Genomic DNA, 21,119 nt, shown 5'->3' with positions numbered 1-21,119 from the left:
ACTGATGCTCTTCAAGAATGTCTCGATCGCCGGCCTGGCGCACATCGACGCGCCGCACACGCTGACGTCCAAGGAAATCAACGAACGGCTGAAGCCGACGCTGGATCGCCTTGGCATCCGTACCGACGTGCTCGGCGATATCGCGGGCATCCACGCCCGCCGTCTGTGGGATGCCGACATGCTGGCCTCCGACGCCGCCACGCTGGCCGCCCGCAAAGCCCTGGAAGACGCCGGGATCGGCGCCGACAAGATCGGCCTGCTGGTCAACACCTCGGTCAGCCGCGATTACCTGGAGCCGTCCACGGCCAGCATCGTCTCGGGCAACCTGGGGGTCGGCGACGAATGCATGACCTTCGACGTCGCCAATGCCTGCCTGGCCTTCATCAACGGCATGGACATCGCCGCCCGCATGCTCGAACGCGGCGAGATCGACTACGCGCTGATCGTCGACGGTGAAACCGCCAACCTGGTGTACGAGAAGACCCTCGAGCGCATGGCCCTGCCGGGCGTGACCGCCGATGACTTCCGCAACGAGATGGCCGCCCTGACGCTGGGCTGCGGTGCCGCGGCGATGGTCATGGCGCGCACCGAGCTGGTGCCCGATGCCCCGCGTTACCGCGGTGGCGTGACCCGCTCGGCGACCGAGTGGAACCAGCTGTGCCGCGGCAACCTGGATCGCATGGTCACCGACACCCGCATGCTGCTGATCGAAGGCATCAAGCTGGCGCAGAAGACCTTCGTCGCCGCCCGCGAAGCACTGGGCTGGGCCGTGGAGGAACTGGACCAGTTCGTGATCCACCAGGTCAGCCAGCCGCACACCGCCGCCTTCATCAAGAACTTCGGGATCGACCCGAAGAAGGTGATGACGATCTTCGGCGAGCACGGCAACATCGGCCCGGCCTCGGTGCCGATCGTGCTGAGCAAGCTCAAGCAGCTGGGCAAGCTGAAGAAGGGCGATCGCATCGCGCTGCTCGGCATCGGCTCGGGCCTGAACTGCTCGATGGCCGAAGTGGTCTGGTAATCCATTGGCCGCAGCCTGCTGCGGCGTTGCTTCCGGGGCCGTGTCTGCCGCGCCGGAATTGAACATCAAGGGCCGGTTCTGCCGGCCCTTTTCACAGGTGCGATTGAATGCCCCAGCTGCCCGGTTACCCCGCCCATCCGCACCGCTTCCAGGTGCGCCCCGGCCTGTCGATGAGCTATCTCGACGAAGGCCCGCGCGATGGCGAGGTAGTGGTGATGGTCCACGGCAACCCGTCGTGGAGCTATTACTGGCGCACCCTGGTGGCCGGCCTGTCGGACAAGTACCGCTGCATCGTGCCGGACCATATCGGCATGGGCCTGTCGGACAAGCCCGATGATGCGCACTACGACTACACCCTGCAGTCGCGCGTGGATGACCTGGACGCGCTGCTCGCGCACCTGGGCATCACCGGCCCGGTGACCCTGGCCGTGCACGACTGGGGCGGCATGATCGGCTTCGGCTGGGCGCTGTCGCACCACGCGCAGGTCAAGCGCCTGGTGGTGCTCAACACCGCCGCCTTCCCGATGCCGGCCGCGAAGAAGATGCCGTGGCAGATCGCGCTGGGTCGCCACTGGAAGATCGGCGAGTGGCTCATCCGCACCTTCAACGCCTTCTCCTCCGGTGCTTCGTGGCTGGGCGTGGAACGGAAGATGCCGGCGGACGTACGCCGCGCGTACGTGTCGCCGTACAACAGCTACGCCAACCGCATCAGCACCATCCGCTTCATGCAGGACATCCCGCTGTCACCGGCCGACAAGGCCTGGTCGCTGCTGGAGCGTTCCGGCCAGACCCTGCCCAGCTACGCCGACCGTCCGGCGTTCATCGGCTGGGGCCTGCGCGACTTCGTATTCGACCATCACTTCCTGAAGGGCTTCCAGGCCGCGCTGCCGCAGGCGCAGGTGCACGCCTTCGAGGATGCCGGGCATTACGTGCTGGAGGACAAGCACGAGGTCCTGGTGCCGAAGATCCGCGCCTTCCTGGACGCGAATCCGATCTGATCGGCTGCCCCATCCCCGGTAGAGCCGACCGTTGGTCGGCTGCTTCCGCCCCCGCGCCCTGACCCCGGCGCCCCCAACTACGCCGCGATCGGTGCCTGCGGCGCCGGCGAATTGCCGTTGTCATCGGGATGATCATCATCATTGCCCGCCTCGTCCCGCCAGCGCCAGTCGGCCAGGGTCAGCGCCGGCATGCCGTGCGCGATGCGCGCCTTGTCGCACTGCGGGCTGGCCTTGCCGTACTCCCACGAGGCGTCCACCTCACGGCACACGCTCGGGCGGTTGGGGTGGATGCTGCAGCGCGAATACACCCCGATCTCCGCATCCAGCGCCACGCAGTAGACCGGCTTGGACAGGGTGCCGCGCATGCACAGCCGGTGCGGGTCCAGCACCTGGGTGAGCTCGTGCGGGACGCCCCCCGGGGTGACCTCGTCCGATTCCATCCAGTGGAAGGCCACACGGTACTGGGTGCAGCAGGCGCCGCAGGTGAGGCAGGGATGGGGCATGGGGCACCGGCCTTGGGCGGCAGCGAAGCAGGAGGGAAGGGCGCGAATTTTCCACGCCAACGGCCGGCGCGCAAGATTTTTCTGCAGCGGCGACAATGAACGGATGAACAGCGCCATCAATATCGCCGCGCGCCTGCCCGAGCTGGCCCGTGAACGCCCCGACCAGATCGCCATCCGCTGCCCCGGCACGCCCGGGCCCGGCGGCATGGCGCGCTACGACGTCACCCTGGATTACCGCACCCTCAACGCCCGCAGCGACGCGATGGCGGCCGGTCTGGCCGCGCACGGCATCGGCCGCGGCGTGCGCGCGGTGGTGATGGTGCGGCCCTCGCCGGAGTTCTTCCTGCTGATGTTCGCGCTGTTCAAGAACGGCGCGGTGCCGGTGCTGGTCGACCCGGGCATCGACAAGCGCGCGCTGAAACAATGCCTGGACGAGGCCCAGCCGGAGGCCTTCATCGGGATCGGCCTGGCCCACGTGGCGCGCCTTGCGCTGCGCTGGTGCCGCTCTGCACGCCTGCTGGTGACCGTTGGCCGCCGCTGGGGCTGGGGTGGCACCACCCTGGCCCGGCTGGAAGCCCAGGGCGCCACGGTGGCGCCTGCGCTGGCCCCAACCGATGGCGAGGACGTCGCGGCGATCCTGTTCACCAGCGGCTCCACCGGCGTGCCCAAGGGCGTGGTCTACCGCCACCGTCATTTCGTGGGCCAGGTCGAACTGCTGCGCGCCGCCTTCGGGATGGAGCCGGGTGGGGTCGACCTGCCGACCTTCCCGCCGTTCGCGCTGTTCGATCCGGCACTGGGGCTGACCTCGGTGATCCCGGACATGGACCCGACCCGGCCGGCCCAGGCCGATCCGCGCAAGCTGCATGACGCGATCAACCGCTTCGGTGTCACCCAGCTGTTCGGCTCGCCGGCGCTGATGCGGGTCCTGGCCGATCACGGCCAGCCGCTGCCGAGCGTGCGCCGGGTCACCTCGGCCGGCGCACCGGTGCCGCCGGACGTGGTCGCGCGGATCCGACGCCTGCTGCCCGACGACGCCCAGTTCTGGACCCCCTACGGCGCCACCGAGTGCCTGCCGGTGGCGGTGATCGAAGGTCGCGAGCTGGAGAACACCCGCCAGGCCACCGAGGCCGGCGCCGGTACCTGCGTCGGCCGCGTGGTCGCGCCGAACCAGGTGCGCATCATCGCCATCGATGACGCGCCGCTGCCGGGCTGGTCGCAGGCCCGCGAGCTGGCCGCCGGCGAGGTCGGCGAGATCACCGTGGCCGGTCCGACTGCCACCGACAGCTACTTCAACCGCCCGCAGGCCACCGCGGCGGCGAAGATCACCGAGACCCTCGCCGACGGCAGCACGCGCGTCGTACACCGGATGGGCGACGTCGGCTATTTCGATGCGCAGGGCCGGCTGTGGTTCTGCGGGCGCAAGACCCAGCGCGTGGAAACCGCGCACGGCCCGCTGTACACCGAACAGGTCGAGCCGGTGTTCAACGCACTGGACGGCATCGCCCGCACCGCGCTGGTCGGCGTCGGCCCGCCGGGCCGCCAGCGGCCGGTGCTGTGCTACGAACTGCAGCCCGGCACCGTCGATTCGCCCGCCCTGGTCGAGCGCCTGCGCCGGGAAGTGGCGGCACACGCACACACCGCGCGCATCGCCCATTTCCTGCTGCACCCGGCCTTCCCGGTCGACATCCGCCATAACGCCAAGATCGGCCGCGAGAAGCTCGCGGTCTGGGCCACCGCGCAACTGGAGCAGCACGCATGAAGATCCTCGTTACCGGTGGCGGCGGCTTCCTTGGCCAGGCCCTGTGCAAGGGGTTGGTCGCGCGCGGCCACCAGGTGCTGGCGTTCAACCGCGGCCATTACCCTGCGCTGCAGGCGATGGGCGTGGGCCAGATCCGCGGCGACCTGGCCGATGCGCAGGCGGTGATGCACGCGGTGGCCGGGGTCGATGCGGTCTTCCACAATGGCGCCAAGGCCGGTGCCTGGGGCAGCTATGACAGCTACCACCAGGCCAACGTGGTCGGCACCGACAACGTCATCGCGGCCTGCCGCGCGCACGGCGTGGGCAAGCTGGTCTACACCTCCACGCCCAGCGTGACCCATCGCGCCACCCATCCGGTCGAGGGCCTGGGCGCCGATGAGGTGCCCTATGGCGAGAACTTCCAGGCGCCGTATGCGGCCACCAAGGCCATCGCCGAGCAACGCGTGCTGGCCGCCAACGATGCGCAGCTGGCTACCGTGGCGTTGCGGCCCCGGCTGATCTGGGGCCCGGGCGACCAGCAGCTGGTGCCGCGCCTGGCCGAGCGCGCCCGTGCCGGCCGCCTGCGCTTCGTCGGCGATGGGCAGAACAAGGTCGATACCACCTACATCGACAACGCCGCACTGGCCCACTTCCTCGCCCTGGAGCACCTGGCCCCGGGCGCGGCCTGCGCCGGCAAGGCGTACTTCATCTCCAACGGCGAGCCGCTGCCGATGCGCGAGCTGCTCAACAAGCTGCTGGCCGCCGTGGACGCCCCGCCGGTGACCCGGTCGATCAGCTTCAGGACCGCCTACCGGATCGGTGCGGTCTGCGAGCGGTTGTGGCCGCTGCTGCGCCTGCGCGGCGAACCGCCGATGACCCGCTTCCTGGCCGAGCAGCTGTGCACGCCGCACTGGTACAGCATGGAACCGGCGCGCCGGGACTTCGGCTATGTGCCCCGGGTCAGCATCGAAGAAGGGCTGCTGCGGCTGGCATCTTCATCGAACGCACAGGAATCCATCACTCCCTGAACACCGCGGGTTGGTGAACATGGACCCACGCCAACTCCGGCACGCATCAACGCGAGGGTCGACATGCTGCATTACGCCGTCATCTTTTTTGTCATCGCCATCATCGCGGCGGTACTTGGTTTCTCGGGCATTGCCGGCGCTGCCAGCAACGTCGCCTGGATCCTGTTCGTCGTCTTCCTGATCCTGGCGGTGGTGTCGATGTTCCGCAAGCGGACCTAGTGTCTGGCGCGTCCCACGCCACCTCTCTCCGGCGTGGGACGCGCTGCGGAAACCACGACGGCCTGACATCGGCGACGATGATCAGGCCGTCGTTGCGATGGAGCTGCGCAGATCGCGCTCGTGGGCATGCCGGGCCATCGCCAGTTCCAGCAGCCGCGTGATCAATGCGGTGTAATCCAGCCCGCTGGCGGCCCACAACTTCGGGTACATGCTGATGCGGGTGAAGCCGGGCAGCGTGTTGATCTCATTGATCACCACTTCCCCAGCCGGGGTCAGGAATACATCCACCCGGGCCAGGCCCGCACAGTCCAGCGCCTGGTAGGCCCGCACCGCGATCTCCCGGATACGGGACTGCTCGGCATCGGTGATGGCCGCCGGCACCACGATGTCCGCACCGCTTTCGCTGATGTACTTGGTGTCGTAGGAATAGAAATCATCGTGCACGACCACCTCGCCGCAGACACTGGCCTCGGGGTGTTCATTGCCCAGCACGGCGCACTCGATCTCGCGGCCGGTGATCGCTGATTCCACCAGCGCCTTGTGATCGAACGACAGCGCCAGCGCGAGTGCGGTGTGGAACTCCGCCTCGCTGCGGACCTTGCTCACGCCCACCGAGGAGCCCTGATTGGCCGGCTTCACGAACAGCGGTGTGCCCAGCTCGGCGACCAGCGTGGCGTAATCGGCCCCGGCCGCGCTGACCCGGTTGAAGCAGGCGAACGGCGCCACCGCCAGCCCGGCATCGCGCAGCAGGCGCTTGGCCACGTCCTTGTCCATCGCCACTGCCGAGCCCAGCACGCCGGAGCCGACGAAGGGCAGGTTGGCCATGCGCAGCAGGCCCTGCAGCGAGCCATCCTCGCCCAGCGTGCCGTGCACGATCGGGAACACCACGTCGATCTGCTCCAGCGCGGTGGCCGGATCGGTCGGGACCAGCTGCTGCCGCTCCAGGCCGGGCCGCACCGCCACCGCATTGCCCGAGCGGTGCAGCGCGATCCGTGCCGGGTCGCTGGCGTTGAGCAGGAAGTCGCGCGGGTCGCTCACGTGCCACTGGCCCTGCTTGTCGATCCCGATCAGGCTGACCTCGAACCGGTCCCTGTCCAGCGCATCGAGAATGTTCTTCGCCGATTGCAGCGAAACCTCGTGCTCGGCCGACCGGCCGCCGAAGATGATGCCTACCCGGGTCTTGCCCATGCCTGTTGCCGCTCCTGTCGCTGTGTTGGGGAGCCATAGCATGAACCGAGTCGGCTCCCGCGAAAACGCGTGTCCGGTGTCGATGTGGTGGGCACCTGGCGCATGGCCAGGCGTGATGCCAGCGGACGCCCGCCGTTCAAGGGCGCGCGGTAGAATGCGGTGATGGCCCGTTCCCTGCTCTCTTCCCTCAAGCCGCTGGCTGGCAATGCGCTGCAGCTCACGCTCAACCGCGCACTGGCGCTGGACCCGGACACCCGCAGCGCGCTGGCCGCGCTGGATGGCCGCCACATCGCCCTGACCCTGGAATCGCCCGCGCTGGCGATGCGGATCGGGGTGGACGGTGAGCGGCTCACGGTCGGCCCGGTCGATCCGCAGCAGGAGCCGGACCTGGCCGTGCGCAGCACGCTGGGCGGGGTGCTGGCCCAGCTGCCGTTCCTGGCCAACGCCCGCCGTGGCGGTGATGCGCCGGCCGGGCGGGTCAAGGTCTCCGGTGATGCCGAACTGGCCCGCCGCCTGCAGCAGCTGGCGACCCGTTTCGATCCGGACTGGCAGCAGCCGTTCGTGCGCGTGTTCGGCGAGGTGATGGGCGTGCAGATCGCCAACACCCTGCGCTCGGCACTGCAGCACGCGCGCCGCGGCGCGTCCGACCTGGCGCACAGCGCCGCTGAATTTGTCACCGAGGAGTCGCGCGACGTGGTACCCCGAGCAGAACTGGATGCCTTCCACGACGATGTGGACGTGATGCGCGACGACGTTGAACGCATGGCCGTGCGCGTCCAGCGCCTGCGGCAGGTGGGCGCATGAAGGCGATCTTCCGGGCCAGCCGCATCGGCCGCATCATCCTGCGCTACCGCCTCGACGATCTGCTCCAGGGCACCCCGGCCGAACGCTGGCTGCGCCTGGCAAAACCGTTCGTGCCACGCGCCTCGGCCGACATCGCCGCACAGTCGCGCGGCGCGCGCCTGCGCCTGGCGCTGCAGGACCTCGGCCCGATCTTCGTCAAGTTCGGCCAGATCCTCTCCACCCGCCGCGACCTGATCCCGGCCGATGTCGCCAACGAGCTCACCCTGCTGCAGGACCGGGTCAAGCCGTTCGATGGCGCCACCGCGCAGGCGATCGTCGAACGTGCGCTCGGCCGCCCGGTCAGCGAAGCGTTCGCCAGCTTCGATCTGCAGCCGCTGGCTTCGGCCTCGATCGCGCAGGTGCACGCGGCCACGCTGGCCGATGGACGCCAGGTGGTGGTCAAGGTGCTGCGCCCGGACATCGAAAAGCAGATCGACGCGGACATCGCGCTGCTGAAATCGGCCGCCGCGCTGATCGAACGCGCGCACCCGCGCGCCGACAAGATCCGCCCGCGCGAAGTGGTCGCCGAAGTCGAAAACACCCTGGCCGCCGAGCTGGATCTGCAGCGCGAAGGCGCCAATGCCAGCGTGCTGCGCCGCAACTGGATCGACTCGGACGATCTGTACGTGCCCGAGGTGATCTGGAGCCACACCGCCGAACGCGCGCTGACCCTGGAGCGCGTGTGGGGCATCCCGTCCGATGACATCGTCGCGCTGGACAAGGCCGGCATCGATCGCAAGGCCCTGGCCGCCAAGGGCGTGCGGGTGTTCTACACCCAGGTGTTCCGCGACAATTTCTTCCACGCCGATGCGCACGCCGGCAACATCTGGGTCGACACCGATCCGGCGCGCCGGGACAACCCGCGCTTCATCGCGCTGGATTTCGGCATCATGGGCCAGCTCTCCGAAGAAGATCAGTACTACCTGGCCGAGAACTTCATGGCCATCTTCAACAAGGATTACCGGCGCATGGCCGCGCTGCATGTCGAAGCCGGCTGGATGCCCAACAACGTGCGCATCGATGAGCTGGAAGCGGCCGCGCGCTCGGTGTGCGAACCCTATTTCACCCGCCCGCTGTCGCAGATCTCGCTGGCCGAGGTGCTGATCAAGCTGTTCCGGGTGGCCCAGCGTTACGAGCTCACGTTGCAGCCGCAGCTGATCCTGCTGCAGAAGACCCTGCTCAACATCGAAGGCGTCGGCCGTCAGCTCGATCCGGAACTGGATATCTGGGCGGTCGCACGGCCGGTGCTCGAACGCATCCTGCGCGAGCGCTACAGCCCGCGCCGCGTGCTCAAGGAAGTGCGCAAGCGCCTGCCTGAAATCATGACGCATACCCCGGACATGCCGCGCCTGGTCCATGCCTGGCTGCGCCAGCAGGTGGAAGGCGACCACGAACTGTCGATGCGCTCGCGCGATCTGGCGGCGTTGAACGTCAGCGTGCAGAAGCTGCAGAAGCGCGCGGTGGCCGCAATCGCCGGTGTCGGCCTGATGATCGTCGCTGCGGTGCTGTATGGCCTGCAGCCGGGCGGCTGGTACTTCGGCGATGCCCCGGTGTGGAGCTGGGTGACCGGCGCGGCGGGCGTGTTCTCGCTGGCCAGTGCCTGGTGGCGCCGATGAGCGCGATCGAGCTGCAGGCCGAGGCCATCGCCGAGGCGCCTGTTGCGCTTCCGCCCCTGCAACTGCTGCACCTGGACGACCAGCTTGCCGTGGTCAACAAGCCCGCCGGGCTGATGGTCCACGACAGCAAGCTCGCCCGCGGCGAAGACGACTTCCTCGCCGACCGCCTGCGCGAACAGCTCGGCAAGCCGATCTTCCTCGTCCACCGCCTGGACCGCGCCACCAGCGGCTGCCTGCTGCTCGCCTTTGATCGCGAAAGCGCCAGCGTGCTCGGCAAATCGCTGATGGGTGGCGACGTCACCAAGGATTATCTGGCGATCTGCCGTGGCTGGCCGGCCGACGAGGCCTTCACCGTCGACCATGACCTGGATGGCGGCCCCGGCAAGCCGGTCAAGAAGCAGGCGATCACCCACTTCCAGCGCGTGGCCGTGGGCGAGATCGCCATTCCGATGGGCGGGTTCGAGACCTCACGTTACGCCCTGCTGCGCTGCCAGCCGCAGACCGGCCGGTTCCGTCAGATCCGCCGCCACCTCAAGCACCTCTCGCATCACCTGATCGGCGACACCAGCCACGGCGACGGTCGCCACAACCGCAGCTTCCGCATGCAGGGCATCCACCGCATGCTCCTGCACGCCGAGCGCCTGCGCTTCCCGCATCCGGACGGCACGCCGATGGACATCAGCGCGCCGGTGGACGGGGAGTTCCGCAAGGCGATGGATCTGTTTGGCTGGGACGTGCGATAGCCGACCCACGGTCGGCTCTACTTCACGACAGCCGACCAACGGTCGGCTCTACTTCACGACAGCCGACCAACGGTCGGCTCTACCGGTTATTTTTTTGCCGGCGCCGGCTCATTGACGATCGCTTCCAGGTCCTTCTGCAGATCCACGAACAGCGGCTGCATCTTGGCCTGGATCGCCACCATCACGTTCTGCATCAGCGCCGGGGTCTTGTCCAACAGGCTCTGCCCGGCCGAGCTCTCATAGAACTCGGCCATCGCCAGCACGTCTTCCTTGCTGAAGGTCTGCTTGTACAGATCCACGTACATCGGCCGCAGTTCCTTCCACGACAACGCCTGGCGCACCGTCTGGCTGGTCCGCTGCTCGATCCGCTGCAGCTGGGCCTGCTGTGTCGCATCCAGCTGACGCTGCTGGGCCACCTGCTGGAACTGCTGGCGCTGCATCGCCTCGATCTGCGGCAGCATCGTATCGAGCATGCTCTGCGCGCGCGAGGCGGCCAGCAGGCGGTTGATGTCGGCATCCGACGGCGGCGCGGCCAGGGCCGGCGCGATCGCGGCCAGGCCCAGCGCGAGGGCCAGGGTGAAGCGGGTCAGGCCGCGGCGGGCCAGCGGGCGGATCAGTGACATGGCGGAGCATCCTGCGTTGCGTGGACTCCGGAGAATACCTGCGATGGCGTCATCAGGCCGTAATTGAGGACGTTATCGGCGACATCCGCGCACGTTGCAGTCACCCGGCCGACGGGTCCTCCCCTTACAATGCCGCCCATGGGCAACGGGCCAGTCACCATCAGCGCGCACCTGACGATTCCGGAGACGGAACTCGTCGAGCGCTTCGTGCGCGCCAGCGGTGCCGGTGGCCAGAACGTCAACAAGGTCTCCACCGCCGTCGAACTGCGCTTCGACGTGGCCGGCTCGCCTTCGTTGCCCGAGCCGTTGCGCGCGCGCCTGCTGGCCCGCCGCGACCGGCGCATGACCGGCGAAGGCGTGCTGGTCATCGATGCACAGCGTTTCCGTACCCAGGACCGTAACCGCGAGGACGCGCGCGATCGACTGGCCGCCTTCATCCAGGCGGGGCTGAGCGTGCCCAAGGCGCGCGTGGCCACCAAGCCGACCTACGGGTCGAAACTGCGTCGTCTGGACGCCAAAAAGGGGCGCGCGCAGATCAAGCGCGGGCGCACCACACGCAATTGGGAGTGATTGCTTGAACAACCGAAGTCCGCTGTTGCCGGTGGTTCCGCCGAACATGCCGCAGGTCAAACCGAACCGCTTCCTCCGCTGGCTGGCCCGCTGCACGCTGCGCCTGGGCGGCTGGAAAGTGACCGGCACCCTGCCGGACGTACCCAAGCTGGTCTTCATCATCGCCCCGCATTCGTCCAACTGGGACGGCTTCTGGGGCATGGCGGCGAAGATCGCACTGGGCATGCAGGTCAAGGTGCTGGGCAAAGCCTCGCTGTTCTGGTGGCCGCTGGGGCCGCTGCTGCGCAAGCTGGGCGTCATCCCGCTGGACCGCAGCTCGCCGCAGGGCACCGTGGAACAGGCGGTCAGCCTGATCCGGGGCTCGGACCGCCTGTGGTACGCGATCACCCCGGAAGGCACGCGCAAAGCGGTGCAGCACTGGAAGGCCGGCTTCCTCAAGATCGCGCGCATGGCCGACGTGCCGGTGCTGGCCGCGTACTTCCACTACCCCGAGAAGACCATCGGCATCGGCCCGTTGTTCCATCCCACCGGCAACGACGTGGCCGACATGGCTGCGATCCGCGAGTACTACCGCCCCTGGCAGGGCAAGACCCGCGGCACCGTCTGAACGCCGCCGGGCGGGCCGGACGGGGTAGCCCCCACGGCCCGCACAGCCACGCGCCACGACCGGCACATGCCGCCTGCGGGCTTTGGGAGTAGGGTGACCGGCTGTGGGATTTTCCGTCCCGCGCCCTCATCCAAGGAGCCCGTTTCATGTCGCGTACCGTAGTTTTGGCCGCTGCCATCAGCCTGGCGCTGGCGGCCTGTTCCGGCAAGGAGTCCACCCCCGTGACCGATACCCAGCCCGCCCCGACCCAGCAGCCGGCCGATGCGTCCGCCAACCCGCTGTTGAGCGCCAGCACGCTGCCGTTCCAGGCGCCGCCGTTCGACAGGATCAAGGACAGCGACTACCTGCCGGCTTTCAACGAAGGCATGAAGCAGCACCTGGCCGAAGTCCGCAAAATCGCCGACAACCCCGAGCCGGCCACCTTCGACAACACCATCGAAGCGCTGGAGCGCAGCGGCGAGACCCTGACCCGCGTGTCGCGCATCTTCTTCGGCCTGGTCCAGGCCGACACCAACGATGCACGCCAGAAGGTGCAGGAAGAAGTCGCCCCGAAGCTGGCCGAGCACCAGGACGAGATCAACCTCGACCCGAAGCTGTTCGCCCGCATCAAGACCATCTACGACCAGCGCGATGCGCTGGGCCTGGACCCGGTGCAGAAGCGCCTGGTCGAGCGTGACTACCAGGAGTTCGTGCGCGCCGGCGCGCAGTTGAACGATGCCGACAAGGCCTCGCTGCGCAAGCTCAACGTGGAAGAAACCACGCTGGCCACGCAGTTCCACACCCGTCTGGTGGCTGCGACCGCCGCCGGTGCCGTGGTGATCGATGACAAGGCCAAGCTGGCCGGCCTGGACGAGGATGCGATCAACACCGCCGCCGCCGATGCCAAGGCCCGCAACCTCGATGGCAAGTACCTGCTGCCGCTGCAGAACACCACCCAGCAGCCGGTGCTCGGCTCGCTGAGCGACCGCGAGCAGCGCGCCGCCGTGCTCAAGGCGTCGGAAACCCGTGCTGAAAAGGGCGACGCCAACGACACGCGCGAGACCATCCAGCGCCTGGCCCAGCTGCGCGCGCAGAAGGCCAAACTGCTCGGCTTCGAGAACTACGCCGCCTACAGCCTGGCCGACCAGATGGCCAAGACCCCGGCCGCCGCGCTCAAGCTGCTGACCGACACCGTGCCGGCCGCGACCGCCAAGGCGCGTGGCGAGATCAGCGAAATGCAGAAGGTGATCGACGCACAGAAGGGCGGTTTCAAGCTTGCTGCCTCCGATTGGGACTTCTACGCCGAACAGGTGCGCAAGGCGCAGTACGACCTGGACGAATCGCAGATCAAGCCGTACTTCGAGATGGACAACGTGCTGCAGAACGGCGTCTTCTACGCCGCCACGCAGCTGTACGGCATCACCTTCAAGCCGCGTACCGATATCCCCACCTACCATCCGGACATGAAGGTCTATGAAGTGTTCGACAAGGACGGCACCTCGCTGGCCCTGTTCTACACCGACTACTTCAAGCGTGACAGCAAGTCCGGCGGCGCCTGGATGGACGTGTTCGTCGAACAGGACGGCCTGACCGGTGCCAAGCCGGTGGTCTACAACGTGTGCAACTTCACCAAGCCCGCCGCCGGCCAGCCCGCGCTGCTGAGCTTCGATGACGTGACCACGATGTTCCATGAGTTCGGGCACGCGCTGCACGGCATGTTCTCGAAGGTGAAGTACCCGTCCATCGCCGGTACCAGCACCTCGCGCGACTTCGTCGAGTTCCCCTCGCAGTTCAACGAGCATTGGGCGCTGGACCCGAAGGTCTTCGCCAACTACGCCAAGAACTACAAGACCGGCGAGCCGATGCCGCAGGCGCTGGTCGACAAGATCCTCAAGGCCCGCACCTTCAACCAGGGCTATGCGACCACCGAGTACCTCTCGGCGGCCCTGCTCGACCTGGCCTGGCACACCCAGCCGGCCGACGCCAAGCTGCAGGACGTGGCGCCGTTTGAAGCGGCCGCGTTGAAGAAGTTCAAGGTCGACCTGCCGCAGGTGCCGCCGCGCTACCGCACCAGCTACTTCGACCACATCTGGGGCGGCGGTTATTCGTCCGGCTACTACGCCTACTTCTGGGCCGAAGTGCTCGACCATGACGCCTTCGAGTGGTTCAAGGAGAACGGCGGCCTGACCCCGGAGAACGGCCAGGTGTTCCGCGACAAGATCCTCTCGCGCGGCAACAGCGTGGAGCTGGCGGATCTGTACCGCGAGTTCCGCGGCAAGGATCCGTCGGTGGAGCCGCTGCTGGTCAATCGTGGCCTGAAGTAATCGCGGCATCCCGGTAGGTACCGACCGTTGGTCGGTACGCTTGCCACCGGTACACGCTGAAACGAAAACGGCAGGGGAAAACCCTGCCGTTTTTTTTGGGTTGCTGCTCCGCTGGGCCGGGTCGGTGGGGCGGGCACTGGGCCCCTATACCCTTTCCGGCGAATGTCCTCCGGCGTCGGCCTGCGGCCGCCCCCTCCCCCTTTATTTCGCCTCCAAGGGCATAGGGGCCCAGCGCCCGCCCCACCGACCCCGCGCATCACGTCCCCACGTGCACGCCTTCGGCGATCTCACTGCACCCCAGGTGATCCAGCGCGATCTCCAGCGCGTGCATGTAACTCTGCGCGCAGTAGCCGCGCGCCACGCCGATGCGCTGGCCCACATCCGCTGGCAGGCACGCCTCCGGTGCGCGCGCATCGTCGTCGTGCACTTCCACGTAGGCGTTGTGCAGATGCGGCAGCAGGCGCTGCAGGCGCGCGCTGTCCACGCATGCACCGGGATCGAGCAGGGTGACTTCGCCACGGCTGTGATCGGCCACGCGCAGGGCGTCCAGCAACTCCTGCTCCGAGCCGCACGCGCGGATCGCCACCGTGGTGCCCGCATCGATCGCGCGGTGCACCAGGGATTTCAGGACCAGCGCCGGCAGCGGCTGCGCGGTACGGATCAGCTGCCCGGCCGCTTCCGGCCCGCGGATGATGAAGATCGACATGGCTCAGCCCTCCACGGCCTGCAGGCGATGGGCGGCGATCGCCAGCGACAGGCGGCACGCGTCCTGGCGGCCGCTGCTGCACACCACCCGCGCGGCCGGGGCGTGCTGCGGATGCAGGTGCTCGTCCAGCGCGTCGTCGTCGTTGCTGGCCATCTCGATGTACGGCGCCGGCAGGTCCTCCAGCGCGGTGCGCAGCGCCTGGCCATAACGAGCCCACTGCGGTGCATCGACCGCTGCGGTGGCGATCAGGACCAGCGCCGGGCGGCTGCGCTGGGCACGCTGCAGACAGCGCACCAGCGCCGGCAGGGAGTCGCAGTCGCGGCAGGCCAGGCGGTGCCCGGCAACCCGCGCAGGCAGCGGCGACGCGTCCGGCACGGCGTTCGACGGTGTGTGCCGGATCAGCAGGATGGTCATGGAGCGTCTCTTCGGAGCGCCCTTCGGCGCGGTGTCGCCACGATGCGGCCGCGCCCCGTAAAACCGCGATGCCGACCGGGCGGCCCCTGCGTAAACAGTGCGTAGCTTTTTCAGCGCGGGGCAGGGAACTTGCCCGCCGTCCATTCGGTCACAGCCACACACTTCCTGGAGCGCCCGTATGGACACCCCCGCCGCCGCTGCCCCCACCGACCACCGCCTGCTGCGCTGGCTCAAGAAAGAAGCGCTGCCGCTGCTGGTCATGCTCGGCCTGCTCGCCGCGGCGCGCGACACCCTGGCCAACCACTACCAGGTGCCCAGCGGCTCGATGCAGCACACGCTGATGCCGGGCGACCGGGTGGTGGTGGACATGCGCGCCTACGGCGTGCGCCTGCCGTTCACCTCGGTGGAGCTGCTGCACACCGGCCAGCCGCAGCGCGGTGACGTGGCGGTGTTTGATTCCCCGCAGGACGGCACCCGGCTGATCAAGCGCATTGCGGCGGTCGGCGGGGATCGGGTCGAGCTGCACGACGGTCACCTGAGCATCAACGGCCGTCCGCTGGCCCAGGCCGGGGTGGGTGAGATCGAGGACTTCGGCCAGCATCTGGCGCAGCTGGATCTGGGCCAGGGCGGTGGCCCGGACATCACCGGCCTGACCGTACCCGCCGGGCAGGTGCTGATGCTCGGCGACCACCGCGGCAACAGTGCCGACGGCCGCTTCTTCGGCCTGGTCCAGGCCAGCGCGCTGTACGGCAAGGCCTCGCATGTTTACTACCGGCGCGGCGAAGGCTTGACCTGGCAGACGCTGTAATCCGGGTCGCGAACTGAATCGATATCTGCAACGTCTCGATTCAGACCTATCAGGTTATGGATCGACCTGCCGGTGCTGCCTATCCTGAGCGCTGACTCCTCGCTCCGGCCCACGTACGCGGGCCTTACCGGCATGAATGGCGACACCGCAGCGGTCCCCGACCGCAGCCCCCCGGCCACCACCAGCGCAGCGGCGGCCGGCGATCAGATCCAGCAGGGCACCCCGGCCTTCCGGCGCACGGCGGCCGCGCTGTTCCTGGCCGGCTTCTCCACCTTCGGGCTGCTCTACACGGTGCAGCCGCTGCTGCCCGAATTCAGTCGCCACTTCGGCGTCTCCGCGGCCAACAGCGCGCTGACCCTGTCGCTGAGCACCGGTCTGCTGGCGGTCTCGATGCTGATCGCAGGATTGATCTCCGACCGCATCGGCCGCCGCAGCGTGATGGTCGCGGCGTTGCTGGCGTCGAGCGTATTGTCTGTCGCCACCGCGATGGTGGATGACTGGACCACGTTGCTGGTGCTGCGCACGCTGCTCGGCATCGCGCTCAGTGGCGTACCGGCGGTGGGCATGACCTACCTGGCCGAGGAAATGGACAGCCGCGCGCTGGGCTTGGCGATGGGCCTGTACATCGGCGGCAACGCGATCGGCGGCATGAGCGGTCGTCTCATCGCGGGTATCGTGGCCGACCATTGGGGCTGGCGCTGGGGCATCGGCGTGGTGTCGCTGATCGCGCTGCTCAGTACCGTGCTGCTATGGATCCAGCTGCCGCCATCGCGCCACTTCCAGAGCCGCCGTGGCGGCCTGCGCGAACTGCCCGCGCGCTGGCGCAGTCTGTTCGGCGATCCCGGTCTGCCGTGGTTGTTCGCCACCGCCTTCGTGTTGATGGGCGTGTTCGTCACCCTCTACAACTACCTCGGTTTCCACCTGCTGGCACCCCCGTATGGCCTCAGCCAGACCGTGGTCGGTTTGATCTTCAGCGTGTATCTGGTCGGCACCTTCAGCTCGGCCTGGATGGGGCAGCAGGCCAACCGCCATGGCCGCAGCCGCGTGCTGGCGATCTGCTACGGATTGATCGCGCTGGGCATCGTGCTGCTGGCGATGCCGTGGCTGGGCTGCATGGCGGCCGGCATCGCGCTGGTGACGTTCGGCTTCTTCGGCGGCCACTCGGTGGCCAGCAGCTGGGTCGGCAGCCGCGCCGGTGCGATGCGCGCCGAAGCGTCCGCGCTGTACTTGTTCGCCTACTACCTGGGCTCCAGCGTGGCCGGCGTGCTCGGCGGCGTGTTCTACACCCGCTGGGACTGGCTGGGCGTGTGCGGCTTCGTCGGCGTACTGACCGTGGCCGGTGGCGCGATTGCCTGGCGCCTGGGCCAGCGCGTGCAACCGGGTGCCGCGACGCTCGCGCTCAGCCGCTGACACCCTGCAGCAGCCGGGTGAAGTGACCGATCAGCGGCGACGCCGCACCGCGTCGGCAGGCGACGTGCACTTCGGAACTGGCCGCGCGATCACTGAGTGCGACGAAGCGCGCGCCGTCCACCTGGATATGGCAGCACGAGGCAGGCAGTACCGTTACCCCCAGCCCCGAGGCCGCCAGGCTGATGAGTGTCGAGGCTTCCCCTGCCTCCTGCACGATGCGTGGGGTGAACCCCGCGCTGCGGCACAGCGCGATGACATGATCGTGGATGCCCGCACCCACCTCGCGCAGGAAACCGACGAACGGCTCATGCGCGAACAGCCGCAGCGCCACCGCCGCATCGGCCGGCAACCCACGCACCAGCGGATGCTGATCGTGCACTACCAGCGCAAGTGGATCACTGAACAGCTTGCGTGACATCAGCGGCGCGGGCAGGGCACGTTTGCGGATCAACCCGACATCCAGCTCGCCGGCCATCAGCGCATCGATCTGCTGCAGGGTATTCATCTCGCGCAGTTTCAACTGCACCTGCGGGAATTGCTGGCGGTAGGCGAAGATCGCGCGCGGAATCTGCGTGGACAGCGGTGTGGCCCGGGTCAGCCCGATGCGCAGCTCACCGGTTTCCCCGCGCTGCGCGCGCTGGGTCAGATCGATCGCGGTATCCACCCGCGCCAGCACCTCACGCGCCTGCTCCTGCAGCACGCGACCGGCGTCGGTCAGTTCCACCCGGCGGTTCGCGCGCAGGAACAACCGCGCGCCGAGCAGTGTTTCCAGCTGGCGGATCTGTTGGCTGAGCGGCGGCTGCGACATCCCCAGCCGCTCGGCCGCGCGGCCGAAGTGCAGCGTCTCGGCGACGGCCAGGAAGTAGCGCAGGTGGCGGAGTTCGATGGACATGGGGGGATTATGGCGTTCGGTTTGCCAATTGTCTGATTGCCTGGCCGACGATGGATGTCGGTCTCGTCGTATGAGGCGTCTCGGGAAACATGATGTTGTCGGCCCTATGCATAACCGGGAGCGTGACGTACCAGGGGCATTGCACGAGACTATTTGCTAGGTTGCTAGAAGGATGCTGAGTAATAGTGGAGGATCGTCAAACCCTGTCAGTCGACGAAATAAACTCAGGTCTTGGGTGCTTGACCATGTGGTAGAGAATTGATGCGCTGCCCTGGAGCGCTTAAAACCCAGATTGGTACATATAGTAGAATCTGGCGGAGAAATGACGCTGTCAGTCACTATCGTCAGTAACGACATGTCTCATTTCCACCTCCCGGAGCCGTTGCTGGATCGAGTGAGTTCGCTTGGCTTGGGTTTGGAGTTCAGCCTGTATGCTGGAGATAAAGCCATGGATCAGCCTCCATAGGCTGTTCGGTTGCGCATGATGTCTTCGAATGCACTGCGCGCGCAGCCTTAGCCCCGTATGTGGAAGGAGGAGCCTGGTTCCCTGGAAATCCGGCATGCCAGTTTAGGGGCGATCCATGAGCGAATGGTTTTTCACTGCGTTGATTTACCTGGTTGGCTTCGTTGGCCTTGCTTCGATCGGCATACTTCCACTCCGGGCTTGGAAAGCTGTGAGAAGCGCGTTTGAGGGCAGCCTAGCTCCAACCGCAAGAACGACATCGCTTGTTTTCATTGCGCTGATGGCAGCAGTAGCCCTCTGGGCTGACATGCAGATCACGATCCGAATTTTCAAGTGTCTTACTGAAGCTACTGTGGTCCAGGTGTTGCAGGTGGCTGGACCTATCTGGCGACGCTTGGCGCGGTGTGCATTGCTAGCGCCGGAACGGCCGGATTTTCGTAGGATCCTGGCGTATTGATGCACTCGGAGGCAGCCAGCTTCTTAGTTGACTGCGGGAGGCAGGGCTGGAAAGGTGGTGATGGTAAATTCATTTGAGAAGGGTGGGTGATATGACGCCAAAAACCTTGGGGCGGGTTACGATGCTCGCCAAAGTGCTGTCTGTAGTCTTGGTGGTTCACTTCCAGAGCAAGGCTTCAAGTAGTTACAAGCAGCTTAGACAGTGCGTTTCGGAGTCGGCTGATTTGAAGATGGCTGAAATGTGTCAAAACTATCCAGAGTCAATTGATTTCTACTTGAATATGATGCTTGCTTCATTTATTGCAACCCTGCTTTTTTATTACTTGATTGACAGGGTAGAAGCGAAATATGTTCTCCGTAAATGATTTCACAAGCGATGAAGGAGTGATTTGATCTATATGGAATGGGTTCTTCCTTCTTTGGCTGGGGCGGGGTCCACACGTTGGAATAGAGATGGCGAATGCGTCTGCTCAGGACGCCCCAAATCGTAGGGGTCATCCGGCTGCGGCAGTCATCGGGCTGTCGCAGAAATAGGCTGATCAATGTGTTCGCTGGGTAATTCAGAACGTGATATTTGGAGGCCGGTCCCGGTAGAGCGCTCGGCCTCGCGTGAGAGGGTCTGCGCCCGCCTGGGGAATCCACTTTGTCCCAATGCACATGCCATTGTCCTGTGGGCGTGGATGGCATGCCTGATTCCTGGAATGACGCTTGTCGTCTTAAAAGAATAAAAATAGCGCACTGGCATCGAAATGTTAGGTGTGCCCTGTCACAGAGGTCCAAGGCGCTAAGAAGTCATGGGATTGCCGTGCTGAGGCGTGAGCGAAATGCACGTGAGAGCCATTGAGCGCTCAATGAGCGAGTTATGGAACTGGTTCAGGAAGTAAGAGCCTTTGCACTCTGCTTGGGACATCGACAATCGCCTCACCGCTCCGAATGCCCACTCTCGTCATAGCTGCGCGGACTGAACAGGTCCGGCTGGATCAGTTCGATGAACGCCCGCGCCTGCGGTGACAGAAACCGCCCGCGCCGCACGATCACGCCATAACTCCGCTCCGGGAACCACGCACTCATCGAGCGCGTCACCAGCTTCTCGCGGTCGGCATCGTGCAGGCAGAGCGCCGGCACGATCGAGATGCCCATGCCCATCGCCACGTATTGCTTGATCACTTCCCAGCCGCCGACCTCGAGCGCGACGGTGTAGGGCAGCCGATGCCGCTGGAACACCTGGTCCACCAGCCGGTACGTGATCTGGCGTTTGGGCGGCAGCACCAGCGGGTACTGCGAGATCGCCTCCAGGCTCAGCTCGCCATGCGCCAGCGGGTGTTCGGGCGGGGCGATCAGCACCTGTTCGAAGCGGTAGGCCGGGGCGTAGCTGAGGTCGGCCGGCACGTCGGTCATCGAGCCCACCGCCAGGTCGGCCGCATCGCTGCGCAGCAGGTCGGTGCCGTCGGCGCTGATCGCGTTGTGCAGGGTCAGGCGGACATCCGGGTGGCGCTGGCGGAAGCGCTCCACGATGCGCGGCAGCAGGTACAGGATGGTCGAGCTGTTGGCCGCGATGTTGAGCTCGCCGGCATCCAGCCCCTTCACCTTGTCGCGGAAGCTGGCCTCGAGCCCGTCCAGGTTCTCCACCAGCGGCAGCGCCATTTCATACAGCAGCTGCCCTTCGCGGCTGGGCACCAGGCGGCGGCCGCTGCGCTCGAACAGGCTGACGCCCAACTCGCGCTCCAACGCCTGCAGCTGCTGGCTGATGGCCGGCTGACTGACGAACAGCGCCTCAGCTGCCCGTGAGACTGAGCCGAGGCGGACCGTCTGGCAGAACGCCCGCAGCGGTTTGAGCCGGTCGGATTTGTAGGAAAACCGGGGACTTGGCGTGCGCGGCGTGGTCATGGCGTCATGAGTATAAGCACGCCTTATGTAAGCCATTGCAATAACTGCTTTGTCAAATATCGGCACGGCGGCGCACGGTGGAG

Annotated in this window: 21 protein-coding genes; 14 read left to right on the top strand and 7 right to left on the bottom strand. The window is 66.7% G+C overall.

The features are described 5' to 3' along the window. Positions 1–4: 4 nt before the first annotated feature. On the top strand, positions 5–1,021 hold the full coding sequence (locus ORK51_RS09130; RefSeq protein WP_019184878.1) for a 3-oxoacyl-ACP synthase III: 1,017 nt from the start codon (positions 5–7) through the stop codon (positions 1,019–1,021). A gap of 107 nt (positions 1,022–1,128) precedes the next feature. Beyond that, positions 1,129–2,019 carry an alpha/beta fold hydrolase gene (locus ORK51_RS09125; RefSeq protein ID WP_070426382.1) on the top strand — a complete coding sequence of 297 codons (891 nt, stop codon included), beginning with the start codon at positions 1,129–1,131 and terminating at the stop codon, positions 2,017–2,019. 77 nt (positions 2,020–2,096) lie between these two features. On the opposite strand, the gene ORK51_RS09120 is transcribed toward ORK51_RS09125, so the two are convergent. Beyond that, on the bottom strand, positions 2,097–2,522 hold the full coding sequence (locus ORK51_RS09120) for a YkgJ family cysteine cluster protein (RefSeq protein ID WP_019184876.1): 426 nt from the start codon (positions 2,520–2,522) through the stop codon (positions 2,097–2,099). Positions 2,523–2,625: 103 nt separating this feature from the next. On the opposite strand from ORK51_RS09120, the gene oleC reads away from it, so the two are divergent. From oleC to ORK51_RS09105, 3 genes are all read left to right on the top strand, one after another. After that, entirely contained in the window at positions 2,626–4,281 is a 1,656-nt protein-coding gene (gene oleC, locus ORK51_RS09115) for an olefin beta-lactone synthetase (protein ID WP_266084766.1), read from the top strand. After that, positions 4,278–5,288, top strand: coding sequence for a 2-alkyl-3-oxoalkanoate reductase (gene oleD, locus ORK51_RS09110; protein ID WP_070426384.1), 1,011 nt, complete (start codon positions 4,278–4,280; stop codon positions 5,286–5,288). Before oleC ends, oleD begins: the two co-directional genes overlap by 4 nt. Positions 5,289–5,351: 63 nt before the next feature. Beyond that, on the top strand, positions 5,352–5,507 hold the full coding sequence (locus tag ORK51_RS09105) for a DUF1328 domain-containing protein (RefSeq protein ID WP_019184873.1): 156 nt from the start codon (positions 5,352–5,354) through the stop codon (positions 5,505–5,507). An 81-nt stretch (positions 5,508–5,588) separates the two neighbouring features. Here the strand turns inward: ORK51_RS09105 and ddlA are convergent, their stop codons facing one another. Continuing rightward, positions 5,589–6,695 (bottom strand): D-alanine--D-alanine ligase, encoded by a 1,107-nt coding sequence (gene ddlA, locus ORK51_RS09100; RefSeq protein ID WP_266084765.1) that lies wholly within the window; start codon positions 6,693–6,695, stop codon positions 5,589–5,591. Positions 6,696–6,857: 162 nt separating this feature from the next. Here ddlA and ORK51_RS09095 point away from each other — a divergent pair, with 162 nt between their 5' ends. From ORK51_RS09095 to ORK51_RS09085, 3 genes are read left to right on the top strand one after another with little or no spacing between them, the layout of a single operon-like run. Beyond that, positions 6,858–7,499 carry a ubiquinone biosynthesis accessory factor UbiJ gene (locus tag ORK51_RS09095; RefSeq protein WP_019184871.1) on the top strand — a complete coding sequence of 214 codons (642 nt, stop codon included), beginning with the start codon at positions 6,858–6,860 and terminating at the stop codon, positions 7,497–7,499. After that, positions 7,496–9,154 (top strand): ubiquinone biosynthesis regulatory protein kinase UbiB, encoded by a 1,659-nt coding sequence (gene ubiB / locus ORK51_RS09090; protein WP_019184870.1) that lies wholly within the window; start codon positions 7,496–7,498, stop codon positions 9,152–9,154. Before ORK51_RS09095 ends, ubiB begins: the two co-directional genes overlap by 4 nt. Further along, complete coding sequence (locus ORK51_RS09085; RefSeq protein WP_266084764.1) at positions 9,151–9,897, top strand: pseudouridine synthase; 747 nt, start codon at positions 9,151–9,153, stop codon at positions 9,895–9,897. Before ubiB ends, ORK51_RS09085 begins: the two co-directional genes overlap by 4 nt. Positions 9,898–9,983: 86 nt before the next feature. Here the strand turns inward: ORK51_RS09085 and ORK51_RS09080 are convergent, their stop codons facing one another. Further along, entirely contained in the window at positions 9,984–10,520 is a 537-nt protein-coding gene (locus tag ORK51_RS09080) for a DUF2059 domain-containing protein (protein WP_019184868.1), read from the bottom strand. Positions 10,521–10,658: 138 nt separating this feature from the next. On the opposite strand from ORK51_RS09080, the gene arfB reads away from it, so the two are divergent. The 3 genes from arfB to dcp all read left to right on the top strand — a co-directional run bounded on the left by arfB (position 10,659) and on the right by dcp (position 14,000). Further along, the gene (gene arfB, locus ORK51_RS09075; protein ID WP_019184867.1) at positions 10,659–11,090 is read left to right on the top strand and encodes an alternative ribosome rescue aminoacyl-tRNA hydrolase ArfB; all 432 of its coding nucleotides are present in this window, start codon (positions 10,659–10,661) and stop codon (positions 11,088–11,090) included. Positions 11,091–11,136: 46 nt separating this feature from the next. After that, positions 11,137–11,697: a lysophospholipid acyltransferase family protein gene (locus ORK51_RS09070; RefSeq protein ID WP_235318846.1), complete on the top strand. Its 561-nt coding sequence runs from the start codon at positions 11,137–11,139 to the stop codon at positions 11,695–11,697. Between the two features lie 146 nt (positions 11,698–11,843). Continuing rightward, positions 11,844–14,000 carry a peptidyl-dipeptidase Dcp gene (gene dcp, locus ORK51_RS09065; RefSeq protein WP_266084763.1) on the top strand — a complete coding sequence of 719 codons (2,157 nt, stop codon included), beginning with the start codon at positions 11,844–11,846 and terminating at the stop codon, positions 13,998–14,000. A 256-nt stretch (positions 14,001–14,256) separates the two neighbouring features. On the opposite strand, the gene ORK51_RS09060 is transcribed toward dcp, so the two are convergent. Both ORK51_RS09060 and ORK51_RS09055 read right to left on the bottom strand, forming a co-directional pair. Further along, the gene (locus ORK51_RS09060; RefSeq protein WP_046272278.1) at positions 14,257–14,706 is read right to left on the bottom strand and encodes a 3-dehydroquinate dehydratase; all 450 of its coding nucleotides are present in this window, start codon (positions 14,704–14,706) and stop codon (positions 14,257–14,259) included. A 3-nt stretch (positions 14,707–14,709) separates the two neighbouring features. After that, positions 14,710–15,120: a hypothetical protein gene (locus tag ORK51_RS09055; protein ID WP_046272279.1), complete on the bottom strand. Its 411-nt coding sequence runs from the start codon at positions 15,118–15,120 to the stop codon at positions 14,710–14,712. Between the two features lie 178 nt (positions 15,121–15,298). Between ORK51_RS09055 and lepB the strand changes: the two genes are divergently transcribed. Together lepB and ORK51_RS09045 are read left to right on the top strand one after the other, a co-directional pair. Continuing rightward, complete coding sequence (gene lepB, locus ORK51_RS09050) at positions 15,299–15,928, top strand: signal peptidase I (protein ID WP_261997879.1); 630 nt, start codon at positions 15,299–15,301, stop codon at positions 15,926–15,928. 132 nt (positions 15,929–16,060) lie between these two features. After that, a complete protein-coding gene (locus ORK51_RS09045) occupies positions 16,061–17,338 on the top strand; it encodes an MFS transporter (RefSeq protein ID WP_070426388.1) in 1,278 nt (425 codons plus the stop codon). Here ORK51_RS09045 and ORK51_RS09040 read toward each other — a convergent pair. Next, positions 17,328–18,230 (bottom strand): LysR substrate-binding domain-containing protein, encoded by a 903-nt coding sequence (locus ORK51_RS09040; protein ID WP_019184860.1) that lies wholly within the window; start codon positions 18,228–18,230, stop codon positions 17,328–17,330. The two genes, ORK51_RS09045 and ORK51_RS09040, sit on opposite strands and share 11 nt — an antisense overlap. A 1,011-nt stretch (positions 18,231–19,241) precedes the next feature. Between ORK51_RS09040 and ORK51_RS09035 the strand changes: the two genes are divergently transcribed. Then, entirely contained in the window at positions 19,242–19,514 is a 273-nt protein-coding gene (locus ORK51_RS09035) for a hypothetical protein (protein WP_266084762.1), read from the top strand. Between the two features lie 556 nt (positions 19,515–20,070). Here ORK51_RS09035 and ORK51_RS09030 read toward each other — a convergent pair. Continuing rightward, positions 20,071–21,036 carry a LysR family transcriptional regulator gene (locus ORK51_RS09030; protein WP_046272285.1) on the bottom strand — a complete coding sequence of 322 codons (966 nt, stop codon included), beginning with the start codon at positions 21,034–21,036 and terminating at the stop codon, positions 20,071–20,073. Positions 21,037–21,119: the final 83 nt, after the last annotated feature.

It is taken from the genome of Stenotrophomonas sp. RIT-551 (assembly GCF_026241915.1).
Classification (GTDB): Bacteria; Pseudomonadota; Gammaproteobacteria; order Xanthomonadales; family Xanthomonadaceae; genus Stenotrophomonas; species Stenotrophomonas bentonitica_A.
This window is presented reverse-complemented; position numbering and strand designations above follow the sequence as displayed.

Coding starts and splice junctions, on each gene's coding strand:
- ORK51_RS09105 (WP_019184873.1), top strand. CDS start 5,352: ATGCTGCATTACGCCGTCATCTTTTTTGTCATCGCCATCATCGCGGCG.
- ORK51_RS09035 (WP_266084762.1), top strand. CDS start 19,242: ATGACGCCAAAAACCTTGGGGCGGGTTACGATGCTCGCCAAAGTGCTG.
- ORK51_RS09130 (WP_019184878.1), top strand. CDS start 5: ATGCTCTTCAAGAATGTCTCGATCGCCGGCCTGGCGCACATCGACGCG.
- ORK51_RS09095 (WP_019184871.1), top strand. CDS start 6,858: ATGGCCCGTTCCCTGCTCTCTTCCCTCAAGCCGCTGGCTGGCAATGCG.
- oleD (WP_070426384.1), top strand. CDS start 4,278: ATGAAGATCCTCGTTACCGGTGGCGGCGGCTTCCTTGGCCAGGCCCTG.
- lepB (WP_261997879.1), top strand. CDS start 15,299: ATGGACACCCCCGCCGCCGCTGCCCCCACCGACCACCGCCTGCTGCGC.
- ORK51_RS09080 (WP_019184868.1), bottom strand. CDS start 10,520: ATGTCACTGATCCGCCCGCTGGCCCGCCGCGGCCTGACCCGCTTCACC.
- ddlA (WP_266084765.1), bottom strand. CDS start 6,695: ATGGGCAAGACCCGGGTAGGCATCATCTTCGGCGGCCGGTCGGCCGAG.
- ORK51_RS09085 (WP_266084764.1), top strand. CDS start 9,151: ATGAGCGCGATCGAGCTGCAGGCCGAGGCCATCGCCGAGGCGCCTGTT.
- ORK51_RS09055 (WP_046272279.1), bottom strand. CDS start 15,120: ATGACCATCCTGCTGATCCGGCACACACCGTCGAACGCCGTGCCGGAC.
- ORK51_RS09125 (WP_070426382.1), top strand. CDS start 1,129: ATGCCCCAGCTGCCCGGTTACCCCGCCCATCCGCACCGCTTCCAGGTG.
- ORK51_RS09120 (WP_019184876.1), bottom strand. CDS start 2,522: ATGCCCCATCCCTGCCTCACCTGCGGCGCCTGCTGCACCCAGTACCGT.
- ubiB (WP_019184870.1), top strand. CDS start 7,496: ATGAAGGCGATCTTCCGGGCCAGCCGCATCGGCCGCATCATCCTGCGC.
- ORK51_RS09045 (WP_070426388.1), top strand. CDS start 16,061: ATGAATGGCGACACCGCAGCGGTCCCCGACCGCAGCCCCCCGGCCACC.
- ORK51_RS09060 (WP_046272278.1), bottom strand. CDS start 14,706: ATGTCGATCTTCATCATCCGCGGGCCGGAAGCGGCCGGGCAGCTGATC.
- dcp (WP_266084763.1), top strand. CDS start 11,844: ATGTCGCGTACCGTAGTTTTGGCCGCTGCCATCAGCCTGGCGCTGGCG.
- oleC (WP_266084766.1), top strand. CDS start 2,626: ATGAACAGCGCCATCAATATCGCCGCGCGCCTGCCCGAGCTGGCCCGT.
- ORK51_RS09030 (WP_046272285.1), bottom strand. CDS start 21,036: ATGACCACGCCGCGCACGCCAAGTCCCCGGTTTTCCTACAAATCCGAC.
- ORK51_RS09070 (WP_235318846.1), top strand. CDS start 11,137: ATGCCGCAGGTCAAACCGAACCGCTTCCTCCGCTGGCTGGCCCGCTGC.
- arfB (WP_019184867.1), top strand. CDS start 10,659: ATGGGCAACGGGCCAGTCACCATCAGCGCGCACCTGACGATTCCGGAG.
- ORK51_RS09040 (WP_019184860.1), bottom strand. CDS start 18,230: ATGTCCATCGAACTCCGCCACCTGCGCTACTTCCTGGCCGTCGCCGAG.